This is a genomic window from Roseobacter sp. (genome assembly GCF_045106495.1).
Lineage (GTDB): Bacteria > Pseudomonadota > Alphaproteobacteria > Rhodobacterales > Rhodobacteraceae > Roseobacter.
Genome location: NZ_JBGCEQ010000052.1, coordinates 20,535 through 34,778, shown reverse-complemented (window position 1 = coordinate 34,778; position 14,244 = coordinate 20,535). Strand labels below are relative to the sequence as shown.

The window sequence follows — 14,244 nt, the reverse complement described above, 5'->3', positions numbered from 1 at the left end:
GCCGCCGCGCTCTGTAATGCCCCCGAACACCCTTCATCCACCGGTGCAGTGTTGGCTTGGAACGCGCCCAAGCTGCGCTGCAAAATTACGGCGGCGATCATATGCTTCGCTTTTGCCGACGGCTGCCACCATCGCCGTCGAAATCAGCGAACCGATACCTGGAATGGCTATCAGGCGCTTACAGCTTGGCCCGGTTTCGCTAGCAGTTTTGATCCCCGATGTGGTCATCTTGATCCGTTCAACAAGCCAGATCCAGTCTTGTTGGAGGGCAATGAACAGCTTGCGGGTAGGTAATTCATCGTTGCCGCTTTCCAGAATGGCGGGAAGTGAGTTTCGAAGCGCGGCAACACTCCGCCTGGCAGTGGTACTTTGCTCAAGCAGAACGGCACGGATCTGGTTGATCGTTGCAGTTCGACGCAGACGCGCCGGAATGGAACACAATGCAATGCCTGCAGGTTTAGCCAATCTTAGGACTTCTCGGAGACGGATTTAGGATTGCGCCGCAACCCAGCTTTAACAATCGCCTCGGCATCGTTGTAATCATTCTTATGCCCATTATTAAAAGGTCTAACGTAAATCGCTGGAATGATCGGAGGCTGAAAACCCATCTTTCGCAAAGAGAGTCAGACAAAACGCACTCAGGCAAGCCTCCATGCCGACGATGCAACGTGGAAAATGTTCGAACACCTGCTCCAGTTGATGCCGTTTGACTTTCTTCCGCAAGACACGTTCCCCATCGGCATCAAAACCGACCAGATGGAAAACATCCTTGCCGATGTCCTCGCCAATGAACGTCAGGTCCACAATCTGCATTGATTTACTGTTCATTGCTACTTTTCCATTCTCGGCAGGTGAAATAGGCCAAGCCTGAACTGTTGAGAGAAGCAGCCGGTACTTCCTATCAGTGAACATCAAAAAACGATCGCTTCATGAAGGTTGAATTTCGCCTAGAGACGCTTCGGCATGTTCATGCTACAGGTCTGTTTGAACGATATCTTTGATCGGAAACTGAAGGACTTAACTTCATGCACATCACTGAAAAGACCGTCCGTCAGTTTCATGAATCATGGGATTTGCGCGACCCCGACCGAGCTGCGGAAGTGATTTCGGATGATTGTGACTTTGAAGATGTCGCTCGTGGTGAAAAGCTGCGTGGTAAAGAAGCGTATAAAGCGGATTACTATCGCTGGCGCGAAGCATTCCCTGATGGTCTATGCAAGATTGAGAACGTCATGATTAGCCTGTGCGGTGAGTGGGCTACGGTGGAGTTTCGCAACACAGGCACACACACGGGCACACTTCGGTCTAGCCTTGGCGATTTCGCACCCACTGGCAAGCGGGCGGAGGTTCGCTACTGTTCCGTGATGCGCGTCCGAGATGGGATGGTGGTAGAGGGGCGTGATTACTACGACAGTGCCACTATCGTCCGGCAGTTGGGTCTGGTTGAATAAGTCGATTCGCAAGGATGATAGGAACAATCACCTCTCTGCTTGCCACTCCATGGCTTCACCAAAAGGCTGCTTCGCCCACAAACCGATCCATTCTTGGGGATGTTGGAACTGCGAAACTCGCTACAAATTCGTTTATGGGCCGTCTGAACCACGATGTCGGCCTCGCGAGGTCTGCTATGAGCCCTTTTTGCCATATCGACACTTCGCGGCAAGTGAGCTCAATCCGAAGGCCCAGCCTAACGTTAGTGAGATCTCATAGCGACCAAAACGTGTTTCCTACGAGGTGGGGTCGCACCTGTACAGCCCGAAGTAAGATTGTGGTTTTCACATGGGTCACTGAGTGAACCGGAATGATCGATACCGGCGGCACCAACTTTCATAAAACAGCACACCTCGCCCGCGACTTTGTGCAATTCCTCCAATCCGATAACTTTTGACGACCCCGCTGCAGTGTCGAGTCCCTGACTTGGCTTAGCGTTAGTGACAAAGATGAACGCTAAAAGAGATTGGCCAAGAACACTGGGATTAAAATGCACTTCATAGCCCTCAATTACCTTGTCCGGCTGCCGCCGCCGCACGCGTTTGGAGATGGTTGAGGGCGTCAACCCGACTTTACGCGCAATGTCAGCTTTGGAGCGGCTGGCGTCTTTTTGCAGATGTGACAGAGTTTCTAGGAAATTTCCGTCAATCATTCTGCATTGATGCGCTTTATAAGACTGATCGTCTAAGATTGCTTAATCTACGTTGCGAATTGACATCTGAAGCGGTCATACGATGCAGCCTGTTACACTTGGCTTTGAAATACGTTCGGTGGCGGTGCTTGCGTAGGGACGGGGCGCTGCCACCGCGGGTATGCCTGCGCGGGCTCGGATCCGTAAAGGAGAACTACGCCGACATCGCGCTGCGCCCAGATTTTGCAGACCTTACATTAGTGATAAGGGATGCGACGGGTTTTGGTGGGTCGGAAGTGAGAGATCCTACTTTCCTTTCTATTCCCTTTCTGAAGCAAGTGGCCCTTGCGGCATGTGAGGCACTTGCCATCGCGCGCTTTCTCCTGTTCGGACGCTCTATGGGCGACTCTGCGGGCCTGATGCTGGCGCATGCGCATTCTGATAGGGTATTTAGCTTCGCCAATATTGGATGCAATGTCGCGCCGCAGGGCTGTTTTCTGTTCCGTCAAATTATCCAGCATCCCGCTGTCACGCCCGAGGTTTGGGGGGGTCTATCAACGGAGTAAGTGACCTAATGGAGTACTGTTCCGCGCTAAACGCCGCGTCACTGCCGCAGAAGGTGCGGCCCACCGCATGCGAACCGACATTCACCTAAATGGCGGCTTTGTCTGACACTGCCCCGCTAATGGACTATTTCGCGGGGCTGCCGTACCCGCGTGCCTTCATTTTCGGCGTACAAAATCGCCAGCTGTCCTATTTGGCGCAATTGCCTGGTTTCGGAATCGAGGTGATTGAGATCCCGCACATCGGGCATTTCCAGATGTATTCAATTTCGACGGCCCTATGGGTTGCAATGACCGACTTCCCTTCCAGACACGGTACAGCTGCATGACCCCATTCAAGTTCGCCCGCCATCCGACAGATACCCTGTGCGATACCAACAAACTGGCGCGTCCTTTGCCAAGGGCCATCAAACCGATAAACTCTGTGCGGAAGATCGCGCCGCACATTCGGTTTGCATCATGTCGGAGCGGAAGGGATCGGTTGACCGCAATGTGCATCACGCCCAACCGGACGGCGCAGAAAAACTCGACGTTTTCGTACAGCCGCGTGATAGCTATTGCGACGCAGGCAAGAACGGATTGACAAAAGCTTGGCTGGCAACTGCTACGGTAGCGGTTACCCAAGGGACTTGAACGCCAAAGGCGCAGCACCGGCTAACTATTACAAGAACGATCTCTCGGGCTTACAAACCTCGCGCAACAACTGAGTACGTCAGGTTAAGCATTTTCCAAGTTACCGCCGGGGTGTTCGGTGTCGTTAGAGGCGACATCGATGCCAACACCCTTCCATTCTAACATGCCAATTCGCTTTTGGATAGCGACTGATTGTATGCACAAAAAAAATGCAGGTACTGTTCGAACAAGGGTTTCCGCACATAAAACAGGCTTGTCTCCGCCCTCCCTTTTGCATTTTGCGCTTCGAAAACTGTCAATCGCCAAGGGGCAGGCTATTTAACCACTGGAATTTGTTTTGCGGACGCCTTTCATGAACCTGCTGGAAATTGAGACCTTAACGGTTTTACACCGCGCGGACGGCGTAGAAACGAAGTTAGTGCACGACCTGTCATACAGTGTCGCAGCAGGTGAAACCTTAGCGATTGTTGGTGAGTCTGGCTCCGGAAAATCATTGTCCGCTCTTGCCATTATGGGTTTGCTTTCACCAGACCTCCAAATTGTGTCCGGGTCCATCAGGATGGATGGGACTGACATGCTGGACCTCACTCCAGAGCAAATGCGCAAAAAGCGTGGACGTGATGTATCGATGGTGTTTCAGGAACCCATGACCTCTCTCAACCCGGTCCGCACCATCGGCAGCCAGATCACGGAAAGCATTGAAGAGAACCTTGGTCTTTCTAAATCAGACGCCCGGGCGCGCGCCATTTCACTTTTGGACCAGGTGGGCGTCGCTGATGCCGAACGGCGCCTGCGTCAGTACCCGCACCACTTCTCAGGTGGAATGCGACAGCGCGTGATGATCGCAATTGCACTGGCGGCAACGCCCAAGCTCATTATTGCCGATGAGCCGACCACTGCGCTGGATGTCACCATTCAAGCGCAAATCCTTGATATGATGGCCGAGATTTGCCGCGCGCAGAAAACATCGCTGATCCTCATTACACATAACCTTGGGATTGTCGCGCGCTATGCGAACCGCGTAAATGTCATGTATGGCGGACGAATCGTCGAAACTGGGACCGCCGCAGAAATCTACTACACGCCGCATCACCCCTATACACATGGCCTGTTGAGATCGGTTCCCCAGCTGACTCAAAGCCGCAAAGAGCCGTTGCAGCCTATTATGGGAAATCCCGCAGACCCTTTTACAAAGATCGCAGGATGCAGGTTCCACCCACGGTGTCAGTTTGCACAGGATAGATGCCGTCGCGAGATGCCCCAGTTTGATGGCAAAACCGCATGCCACTTCCCGCTCGTCTCTGAAACTCGCGAAGCGTCCTGATGGTTCCTCCTATTCTTAGGATTGAAGGGGTTTCAGTACATTTTCCTGTGCGAAAAGGTGTTTTGCAACGACAGGTCGCCGAGGTTAGAGCCGTCGAAAACGTAACGCTTTCGTTGCACCCGGGCGAGGCCTTTGGCCTTGTCGGGGAGTCCGGCTGTGGCAAAACAACTTTGGCGCGGACAGTGCTGCGACTGGTAGATGCCACTGAAGGCGCGATCTGGTTCGACGGAGAGAATATAACCAACCTCAAAGGAAAATCGCTGTCACCTTATCGGAAACGGGTCGCTGCAGTGTTTCAAGATCCATTCTCTTCGCTCAATCCGCGCATGAAGGCAGGCTCAATCATTGCTGAGGTCCTGACTGTACATAAATACCGCGGTGATGTTCAGGCGCGTGTTATTGAATTGATGGGTCTTTGTGGACTGTCAGAGCGCTTCTTCGATCTCTATCCCCACCAGATGTCAGGTGGACAACGCCAACGCATTGGGATCGCGCGGGCCCTTGCGGTAGAGCCTGATCTGATCGTATGCGATGAGGCCGTCTCGGCACTCGACGTCTCGATCCAAGCGCAAATCATAAACCTGCTCGAAGACCTCCGAGCCCGTTTGAACTTGACCTATCTCTTTATCGGGCATGATCTGTCTATTGTGCGACACCTCTGCGACAGGGTTGCCGTCATGTACCTTGGTCGGGTGATGGAAACTGCTGACTCAGAAGAGCTCTTTGCAAATCCTCAGCACCCTTACACGCGCGCCTTGATCGATGCAGTCCCCAACCCGGACCCATTGTCTGAAAGCCTGCGCGACCACAAAGCGCTCAAAGGCGAAGTGCCTAGCCCGCTCGATCCGCCAACGGGCTGCGTCTTCCACCCACGGTGCCCCATCGCAATGGAAGTTTGCCGAAAGGTCGTCCCAACCCCACAAGTGCTTACCCCCGGCCATGTCGCCGCGTGTCATGCGACCATTTCAAATCCCGTGAATTGATTGACCATCAAAAAAAGACCATCAACAGGAGAGACCAATGAGTGACAAAGATCTAATTAAACAAGCGGAAGCAGAACTTAAGAGTGCCTATGACTTCGATCCACGCGATCCGCTGTTTGGATTGAGCAAGAATGACCTCCGGGGCAACAAAATCTCCCGCCGTTCGACATTGCGCCTGCTTGCCGCAGGCGGTGCCTTGAGCATGGCCCAGGTACTGCCCGGGCTGCGTCCGAGCATGGCAATGGCAGACGGCCATGGCGGTGGCGAGCTGAATTGCGCTTGGGCTGGTGTGGGCGAGATTACGACGCTGGACCCGGCGCAGATCGGCCAGGTACTTCAGTTCCAAATAGCCTCAAACATTTATAGCGGGCTGATGCACATCGATAACAACCTGGTCGCGCAGGGCGATTTAGCCGAAAGCTGGGAAGTGAGCGACGATGGTCTCGAATACACTATCAAGCTGCGTGAAGGTGTGACGTTCCACAACGGCGATGCATTCAATTCCGACGATGTTGTCTTTACGTTCGAGCGGTCAAGCGACCCGGAAAAGTCGCGCCACAGCCGCGTGATTGCAAACGTCGCGGATCTGCAGAAGCTGAACGATTTTGAGGTCAAATTCATCCTCAAGCAGCCGCAGGCGTCCTTCATGACGAAGGCTCTTGAGCGGGCATCCGGCCGGGCGATGACCATTGTGTCGCGCGGCGGACTGGAAGCCCTTGGGACAGCGCAATATGGTCTGACGCCCATCGGAACTGGCCCATACAAAGTCGTGTCGCATACTCTGGGCCAAGCCGTCGTGCTTGAGAAGTTTGCTGAATACTATGATTCAGCGCGGCCCAAGCTGGACAAGATCACCATTCAACCGGTCGACGGCGTTGAACCTCTGGCGGCGGCATTGGAATCCGGCGACATCCAATATGTCGGTGGTAATCCCTTCCCCTCACAATTGATCGAACGCATGCGCGAAAACTCCGATCTTGTGGTCGACGTCAAACCTGCCCCCGGTTTCCAATCGGTCTGGATAAACCCGTGGCACGAAGCCATGAAAGTGAGCGATTTCAACAAGCCACTCGACACATTGAAACAGGAAGACGGCTTCAAGGTGCGTCTGGCCATCGCCAAGGCGCTTGATCGTGATCTTTTTGTCCAGCAAGGCCGCTTCGGCTTCGGCATTCCTGCGCACGGTACGATCAATCCGGCGATGGGTTTTTTCTTCGACGACAGCCTTGCCGATACCTCTGAGCAAGCCTTCGATCCTGAAGGTGCCAAGGCACTGATGGCCGAAGCAGGTTATCCGAATGGTGCCGGTTTTCCTGATCTGAAATTGCAAACCACTCCAAACACAAAGCGGGATGGCCAGGTCGTGGCGAATATCCTCAAACAGGTGCTTGGGATCAATGTCATCGTTGACCCCAAGGACTTTTCCGTCGGAATCGAAGAGTTTAATGCGATGGACATTGATCTGCGCCTCGGAGGTTCTGGCGGCGACTACGACCCAGACGATGGGTTGGTCGATTGGATGCAGACGGCCTCAAAATTCAACGGTCCAGATCGTGACAAGGAATTGAAGCCTTTTGGCTTCTGGAGCGAAGCAGAAGCAGATGCGCTGGTGGATCAGCAGTCGGTGACTGCTGATCCCGAAGCGCGACGTGAATTGGTGCAAAAGGCAAATGCGATCACTTCTGACAAGGTGGCATGTGCATTCCTTTATCACCCGGTCGACGTACTGGTGCATAGTACGGCGGTAAATGTTCCCACAGAAGCGCGCATCCCTGGGCTGCATGAGCTTGATCGCATCTCGCTGACCTAGCTGCAGGAAAGGCGGGCAGGCTTTGCGGCCTGCCCGACACTACATGGCATCATATATCCTTAGACGCCTGATCGGGTCGGCACTCGTCATGCTCGCTGTTGCAACACTGGTCTTCTTCATGATCCGGTTGGTGCCGGGTGATCCGATTGCAGCCATGCTGTCAGATAGCGGTAGCCCCGAAGCACGCGAAGCTATGATTCGCAAACTCGGACTTGATCAACCTCTAGTTGTCCAGTTCTGGAAATGGTTCACCGCAATGCTGCAAGGCGATCTTGGGGCCTCATTGTATGGCAACAATCAGCCTGTCTCGACTATCCTTCTCGAGGCGCTGCCACGTACCCTTTCACTGGCGTTCCTGTCATTCGTCATTGCCCTCTCCATTGCCATTCCTGCGGGCATTCTATCGGCCACGCGGAAAAACTCAGCAACAGATACAACAGTTTCACTCTTGGCCTTTCTGGGGCTTTCCATGCCTGATTTCTGGCTGGCAATCCTTTTGATCATTGTATTTGCTGCCAATCTGCAGTGGCTGCCTGCCATTGGCTATGCGCCCTTATCTGAAGGAGTTTGGCCGTGGTTGAGCCATCTGATACTGCCATCTATAGCGATAGGCACGGGCTTTTCTGCGATCATTGCGCGAATGATCCGTTCATCCATGCTCGAAGTGATGAAGGCCGACTACATGCGGACCGCGGCCTCAAAGGGACTGACGGTGCGCGCACAGATGTTGCGCCATGCGTTCCCAAACGCTCTGATCCCCGTCGTAACTGTGATCGGGATCGCTTTTGCACTCCTGATCTCTGGCGCTGTGGTCGTTGAAAATGTCTTCGCCATCAAGGGGCTGGGTCGCGTCCTGATCCAAGGCATTCAAAACCGAGACTACCCTGTCGTCCAGGGTGCCGTCCTGGTTGTGTCAGCCTTTTTTGTCTTGTCGAACGTCATTGTCGATATTCTCTACGCCGTCATCGATCCCAGAATCCGGTATTCCTGATGGTTGAGACATCCACAGCTAACCTAGACACACCGGAAGTGACGAAACCTAAATCACGGCTCCGCAGCACGTTTGCAAGGGATAGAAAAGCGCAATTTGGTCTTTTTATACTTGTTTTCTTTGTGCTGACTGCGCTGCTCGCGCCGTTGATAGCGCCTTTCGATCCCAACGAAATGACTCTCGACATGATGAACAGCCCCTCAGCAACGCATTGGCTGGGGACAGATGATCTTGGTCGCGATCTGCTGTCGCGCATCATCTGGGGTACACAGATTTCGTTGCTGGTTGGCGTGTCGACAGTTGGTCTCGCACTGGTCGCTGGCGTCGCTTTGGGAGTGCTGGCGGGGTACTACGGTGGCTGGATCGACAATATTATCATGCGTTACATCGACCTGCAGTGGGCCTTTCCCAATTTTATTATCGCCGTTTATCTGGTTGCGGTTTTCGGGACCGGGTTACTGAATGTCATCGTGGCAATTGCGCTGGCGTTTCTGGACGACTTCGCCCGTATCGCACGATCCATGGTTTTGACCCTGAAGCAGGAGCAATTCATCGATGTTGCGCGCGTCCAAGGCTTTTCCGATGCGCGCATCATGTTCCGGCACATCTTGCCAAACGCATTGGCACCAATCATCGTGCAGGCCACTGTAAGTGTATCTTACGCCATCCTTGGCGAGGCTTCTCTGTCCTTTTTGGGTCTCGGTGTCGGTCCGAATACGCCAACATGGGGTCTAATCCTAGCGGACGGACGCAGCTTTATCTCGCAAGCATGGTGGCTAGGGGTCTATCCCGGGGTTGCCATCATGCTAGTTGTTTTGGCAATCAACTTTGTCGGAGATGGCTTGAGAGATACACTCGACGTGCGAGAAATAGACAGCTGATCTACTCTGTTAATTGATTGATCCAGTGTTATGGATTTCTGGTTGTACTTACAGGTCCCAAAATATCTGGGTGTCGTTAAATCGCCAGCGTCACAAATGGGTACTCCTAGCCGTGATCACTTGGCGCAAATGAAATGTCTTTGTTGAGACCTTGTTGGTAGCAGACACTATGGGAGCCGAACCCACCATACCGCCGCGAAATCAAAGTGTGCCGATGCAACAAAAATTGCCATTTGCGCTCTTAACTAGACCAGCTAGTACGTTAAAATATTGATTCACAATGGATGTAAAACGTGCAAGAGGCTTTGCCATAAGACGTTATCATTGGCGATGTGTCAGTTGAGAATTGAGCGTCTCGATGATCAAGTGCGCTCCATTTTCCAACCAACTGGACGCGTCAACTGGCGAATCCAGCACGTAAAGTCACGTGACAAAAAAAGCCGCTCCCTGTTACAAGAGCGGCCATTCTAATAGGACAAAAGCCAGAAATCAGCTTTGTGGGCCGACCGATGCCAGATAGGCGGCAACGTCTTCTCCACCTTTTTTCAGCTTGAAAGACATGCGCGATTTGGCTTTTGAGTCGTCCAAGGTCGTGCGCAGGAATGCGCGTGGATCTGCTACATACTCGGCCAAGTTCGCTTCGTCCCAGGTCAGGCCTGCTTCACCAGCGGCGACAAGGTCTTTGCCGTACTTGAAGTCAGCGGTGCCGGCAGTGCGGCCGATGACCCCATACAGGTTAGGGCCAGTTTTGCCGCCTTTGACGATTTCGGTGCCGTCGTCAGCCACAATCATGTGGCAGGATTTACATTTGCTGAATGCTTTCTCTCCGGCGGCCGCGTCGCCTTCCGCGAAAGCAGGGGCTGCGAAGCTGATTGCTATAAGGGCTGCAAAGGTACGTGTCATCGCTATCTCCATGGTTTCTTTAGATACAACGTAGGAGATCGTTTTCAGAGTCAACAGTCACATCGCCGCAACTTTATGCGACTGCGTGCGAAATCGCACATTGCTTCCACAGCTCTTTGAGCGCCAGGACCAAATGCTCTATGTCATCGATGCTGTGCAAGGGTGATGGCGTAAACCGCAACCGTTCTGTGCCCTTCGGGACAGTAGGATAGTTAATTGGCTGCACGTAAATCCCGTATTGCTGCATCAGGTAATCCGCGATCATGCGGCATTTGACCGGATCCTTGATGAGAACAGGGATGATGTGGCTGGGGTTGTCCATATGTGGGATACCCTCCTGATCCAAACGCTTGCGCAAGTAAGCCACGCGTTGCCGCTGCAACAGTCGTTCCTGATTGGATGTCTTCAGGTGACGCACCGAGGTTTGCGCGGCAGCAGCGACAGCAGGGGGTAGGGCGGTCGTGAAGATAAATCCGGAAGCAAAGGAGCGGATGAAGTCGCACAGCGCCTCAGAGCCGGTGATATAGCCGCCCATGACGCCGTAGGCCTTACCAAGTGTACCTTCGATCAGTGTGATACGATCCGCGAGGCCTTCTCGCTCGGAAACACCACCTCCGCGCGGTCCATAAAGACCAACGGCGTGCACCTCATCTAGATAGGTCATCGCATTGTGCTTTTCAGCAACCTCAACAATCTCCTTCATGGGGCAGATATCACCGTCCATCGAATAAACGCTCTCGAAAGCAACAAGTTTTGGCGCATTGGCGGGCAAGGCCGAAAGCTTGCGGTCCAAATCTTCTGGATCGTTATGACGCCATAGCACCTTATTGGCGCGCGAATGTCGGATACCTTCGATCATTGAGGCATGGTTCAGCTCATCACTGAGAATGACGCAATCGGGGATGCGCGCGCCCAAGGTGCTCAAAGCTGCCCAATTTGACACGTAGCCGGAGGTAAACAGCAAAGCGCTCTCCTTGCCATGCAAGTCCGCCAGTTCAGCTTCCAACAATTTGTGATTGTGGTTGGTGCCAGAAATGTTGCGGGTTCCGCCTGCGCCGGTACCGCAATTGTCAATCGTATCTTTCATCGATTGAATCACATCGGGATGCTGCCCCATGCCCAGGTAGTCGTTGGAACACCAAACGGTGACTTGGTCGGGACTGTCGTCATCATGGCACTTGGCTGATGGAAAGGCGCCGGCCTTACGTTCAAGCTCCGCAAAAATTCTGTAGTTTCCGTCGTCCTTCAACTCATTGAGCTGCGCCTGGAACAGTGCATCAAAGTCCATGATGTCCCCCTTGGTGTTCGAGTGGTGTTGTCTTTGTTGTGGATTTCTTGGAAGCCGGAAGCATCCAGCGCCATAGTTTTTCGTCCGGGATCGGCAGCACCATCACCCAGTGCTCAAGAAGTGCGAGCGCCGTGATTGCTGTCAGTAACGTGAAGCCGATGATCTGGCCTTCGGTCGTTGCGGCGTGGATGCGCTCCAGCCAACAGCCCGTGGCCAAGGTCAATGCGCTGACCGAGATCGGAAAAAGCCAGTTCATTGGCTTGATCCGAAAATAGGTAGTCAGATGCGACAACGCCCTTGGCAAAAATTCTATGTTAATTTTTGGAACGCCGAAAAAGAGGTTCAATTTGGCGGAGATACGGGCGAAAAAGAGCACCGCAAAGGTCCAAATACCAAAGATATTGGGCGCATCCCAGCCGATCAGGAAAAGCGCAATCAATGTCGCGACCAGCAGCATTTCATGGTAGGCCAGCGTGCCCCAAGCCCGAATGAACCTTTCCCATTCCGGCGTGTGCGGGGGCAGCGGGTAGGTATTGGGCCCGGTTATGACTCCGGTCAAAAACGCAAGTTCAATCCAGCCCCAGATGCTCAGAGCGGACAGAAAGGCGATACAAGCCCCTGTTGTGGAGAGATCGGGCAAGCTGATCCAAAACCCGCCCATTCCCAACACAAGCATCGGCAAGCCCAACAGGGTGGTGCGCAAGCCTGCGCCGGCACCCAGGCGATCCGCATGTTTCACAGCCATCAATATGATCCCAGTGGAAAACCACCAGACAAAAAGAGCCAAGAGTGATGCGGTCCAGATGGTCATCTCAGTAAGCAGGCTCCAGACGGGTCGATTCCGGCACGGTATGTTTTTTCGCCGGGATCGTGATCAGCGAAACAAAAGTACTGACCGCACGAATTTGCGCACCGATTTTGGCAAAGAAGCGGCCGTCTTCTGCGGCTTTGGCCAGATCGGCGTTTGCTTTTTGCATTTTCTCCAGATTGCGTTGCCAGCGAGGGTGCTCGATGTCGAGCGTGATCGGGAAAATCTGTTCAGTAAGCTTGGAGGTTTTGGTGAAAACCTCATGCGCATACCAGTCTGGGTCCACGCCAAGCGCTTTGTGAAACAGCGGTCGCTGATGATCGCGCACGTACATGGTTGAATAAACCGCCGTGAGGAAGAACTTGATCCAGTAGACGTTGATGCCGCTGGTCAGTTTGGGATCGGTCTTCATCAGCAAGGCAAAGGCCTCCCCGTGGCTGAATTCATCATTGCACCACTCTTCAAACCACTTGAAAATCGGGTGGAACCGGTGTTCGGGGTGCGCTTGCAGGTGCCGGAAGATGGTGATGTATCGCGCATACCCGATCTTCTCACTGAGATAGGTCGCGTAATAGATGAACTTTGGTCGGAAGTAGGTGTATTTCTTCTTTTGCGTCAGAAAGCCAAGGTTCACCGCCACCCCGGCCTCGCGCAGGGCGTCGTTGATGAAACCAGCATGACGGGCTTCATCGCGAGCCATCAATTGGAAAAGCTGCGTGATGTCCTTGTTGTTGCCCCGACGCTTCATCTCCTTGTAGGGCACGCAGCCCGAGAATTCCGCAGTGCAGGAACTGATCAGGAAGTCGATGAATTCCTTTTTCAGACCAGGTTCCATTCCATCCCAGTCCACATGGTCCCAGTCTTCATTCTTTTTGAAATGGCCCTTGTTGGGGTCCGCGACCATCTGCGCAATCAACATGTCCCATTCTTCGCGGATATTGGACACATCAATGGCATCCATCTCATCGAAGTCCGTGGTGTAGAAACGCGGGGTCAGCAATGTGTTCTGCATCGCCACTTCGGTGGCGGATGTGCTGTCGAGAACTGATTGCGCTTCTTGTACCTTCAGGCTCTCTTCGGCATCGGTGATTTCGGATGTGTGTTTTGCGGGCGCTTTACCCACTTGAGAAGCGCGGGGCGTCTGCACGTTCATAGCGTGACCTCCTCAGAAAAAGAAAACTCACATAGCTCCATGACCTCGAAATCGCCCGTCAGGCGGGTCCAGAGCTGCTCAAGCTTACTCGCACGGATGATTGTCGCTTCACGTTCCTCTGAGACGATCTCCCCGAAGGGCGCCATGATTTCGCCGCCGTGGACTTGCACCTCATCACCAGGATAGATCACGGCACCGTTGTTAAAACGTACATGCGCATGCAAGCTCTCGAACTTGTGGCTGATTTCAACCGTGCAGGGTGCACGCTCAAAGTCCTTTGTCAGTAGTCCCATGGGTGGCTTCCTTCCGTAGGGGTTAGTGTTGGTCCAGCAGTCTGGCGAAGACGCGGGAGTTAGATGCGCCAAAGCCCATAAGCTCGGCAGACCATCCGGTGGCGGGGTCGAAAAGGGCCAGGCGATTGCCTTCTCGTAACTGTAAGACGACAGGTGCGTTTGTGTCAGCTTTGATCTTGTTGCGCTCGCGGGTGATAACGCGCTCAATGCCCGCAACAAACCCGCCCTGTTCAGCGTTCAAATCTGCGATCAACGTGCCATTTCCGTCCAGTACCCGGGCAGCGCCTGACATGTCGCCGCGTAGAAAGATCGTCTTTTCACGTAGAATTTCTGCGACGGGCGGGGTGCTTTGGATGGGGCGATCGGTCACGGTAGCGAAGATCACAATCCCCAGAACACAGGCGACAAAACCAAACATCAAACGCACAAGAAAACGTGGCACAAGATCTTCTGGCTGAGCGTGAATACGAGGTGTATTTTGCATCGACATCT

Annotated in this window: 16 protein-coding genes; 7 read left to right on the top strand and 9 right to left on the bottom strand. The window is 53.5% G+C overall.

The annotated features are described in order from the left end of the window. Positions 1 to 33: 33 nt before the first annotated feature. Positions 34 to 465, bottom strand: a complete 432-nt coding sequence (locus tag AB8B75_RS20925) for a transposase (RefSeq protein ID WP_405364975.1) — start codon at positions 463 to 465, stop codon at positions 34 to 36. A 102-nt stretch (positions 466 to 567) separates the two neighbouring features. Further along, positions 568 to 828, bottom strand: coding sequence for a hypothetical protein (locus AB8B75_RS20920; RefSeq protein ID WP_405364973.1), 261 nt, complete (start codon positions 826 to 828; stop codon positions 568 to 570). A gap of 197 nt (positions 829 to 1,025) precedes the next feature. Here AB8B75_RS20920 and AB8B75_RS20915 point away from each other — a divergent pair, with 197 nt between their 5' ends. Continuing rightward, positions 1,026 to 1,451, top strand: coding sequence for an ester cyclase (locus tag AB8B75_RS20915; protein ID WP_405364971.1), 426 nt, complete (start codon positions 1,026 to 1,028; stop codon positions 1,449 to 1,451). A 242-nt stretch (positions 1,452 to 1,693) separates the two neighbouring features. On the opposite strand, the gene AB8B75_RS20910 is transcribed toward AB8B75_RS20915, so the two are convergent. Next, complete coding sequence (locus AB8B75_RS20910) at positions 1,694 to 2,143, bottom strand: Lrp/AsnC family transcriptional regulator (RefSeq protein ID WP_405364969.1); 450 nt, start codon at positions 2,141 to 2,143, stop codon at positions 1,694 to 1,696. Between the two features lie 128 nt (positions 2,144 to 2,271). Between AB8B75_RS20910 and AB8B75_RS20905 the strand changes: the two genes are divergently transcribed. From AB8B75_RS20905 to AB8B75_RS20880, 6 genes are all read left to right on the top strand, one after another. Beyond that, positions 2,272 to 2,688, top strand: coding sequence for an alpha/beta fold hydrolase (locus AB8B75_RS20905; RefSeq protein ID WP_405364967.1), 417 nt, complete (start codon positions 2,272 to 2,274; stop codon positions 2,686 to 2,688). Positions 2,689 to 3,670: 982 nt separating this feature from the next. Continuing rightward, positions 3,671 to 4,642, top strand: coding sequence for an ABC transporter ATP-binding protein (locus AB8B75_RS20900; RefSeq protein ID WP_405364966.1), 972 nt, complete (start codon positions 3,671 to 3,673; stop codon positions 4,640 to 4,642). Further along, on the top strand, positions 4,642 to 5,625 hold the full coding sequence (locus tag AB8B75_RS20895; protein ID WP_405364964.1) for an ABC transporter ATP-binding protein: 984 nt from the start codon (positions 4,642 to 4,644) through the stop codon (positions 5,623 to 5,625). The genes AB8B75_RS20900 and AB8B75_RS20895 overlap by 1 nt, the downstream gene beginning before the upstream one ends. A 37-nt stretch (positions 5,626 to 5,662) precedes the next feature. Continuing rightward, positions 5,663 to 7,435: an ABC transporter substrate-binding protein gene (locus tag AB8B75_RS20890; RefSeq protein WP_405364962.1), complete on the top strand. Its 1,773-nt coding sequence runs from the start codon at positions 5,663 to 5,665 to the stop codon at positions 7,433 to 7,435. A 43-nt stretch (positions 7,436 to 7,478) separates the two neighbouring features. Then, on the top strand, positions 7,479 to 8,426 hold the full coding sequence (locus AB8B75_RS20885; protein WP_405364960.1) for an ABC transporter permease: 948 nt from the start codon (positions 7,479 to 7,481) through the stop codon (positions 8,424 to 8,426). Further along, positions 8,426 to 9,307 carry an ABC transporter permease gene (locus tag AB8B75_RS20880; RefSeq protein WP_405364958.1) on the top strand — a complete coding sequence of 294 codons (882 nt, stop codon included), beginning with the start codon at positions 8,426 to 8,428 and terminating at the stop codon, positions 9,305 to 9,307. Before AB8B75_RS20885 ends, AB8B75_RS20880 begins: the two co-directional genes overlap by 1 nt. A 489-nt stretch (positions 9,308 to 9,796) precedes the next feature. Here AB8B75_RS20880 and AB8B75_RS20875 read toward each other — a convergent pair whose 3' ends face one another. The 6 genes from AB8B75_RS20875 to puhC form a co-directional block, all read right to left on the bottom strand. Then, the gene (locus AB8B75_RS20875) at positions 9,797 to 10,210 is read right to left on the bottom strand and encodes a c-type cytochrome (protein ID WP_405364956.1); all 414 of its coding nucleotides are present in this window, start codon (positions 10,208 to 10,210) and stop codon (positions 9,797 to 9,799) included. 73 nt (positions 10,211 to 10,283) lie between these two features. Continuing rightward, the gene (gene hemA, locus AB8B75_RS20870; protein WP_405364954.1) at positions 10,284 to 11,498 is read right to left on the bottom strand and encodes a 5-aminolevulinate synthase; all 1,215 of its coding nucleotides are present in this window, start codon (positions 11,496 to 11,498) and stop codon (positions 10,284 to 10,286) included. Next, positions 11,488 to 12,309 carry a putative photosynthetic complex assembly protein PuhE gene (gene puhE, locus AB8B75_RS20865; RefSeq protein WP_405364953.1) on the bottom strand — a complete coding sequence of 274 codons (822 nt, stop codon included), beginning with the start codon at positions 12,307 to 12,309 and terminating at the stop codon, positions 11,488 to 11,490. Before puhE ends, hemA begins: the two co-directional genes overlap by 11 nt. 1 nt (position 12,310) lies before the next feature. Then, complete coding sequence (gene acsF / locus AB8B75_RS20860) at positions 12,311 to 13,459, bottom strand: magnesium-protoporphyrin IX monomethyl ester (oxidative) cyclase (protein WP_405364951.1); 1,149 nt, start codon at positions 13,457 to 13,459, stop codon at positions 12,311 to 12,313. Then, positions 13,456 to 13,752, bottom strand: coding sequence for a hypothetical protein (locus tag AB8B75_RS20855; RefSeq protein ID WP_405364949.1), 297 nt, complete (start codon positions 13,750 to 13,752; stop codon positions 13,456 to 13,458). Before AB8B75_RS20855 ends, acsF begins: the two co-directional genes overlap by 4 nt. Positions 13,753 to 13,774: 22 nt before the next feature. Then, positions 13,775 to 14,236: a photosynthetic complex assembly protein PuhC gene (gene puhC, locus AB8B75_RS20850; protein WP_405364947.1), complete on the bottom strand. Its 462-nt coding sequence runs from the start codon at positions 14,234 to 14,236 to the stop codon at positions 13,775 to 13,777. Positions 14,237 to 14,244: the final 8 nt, after the last annotated feature.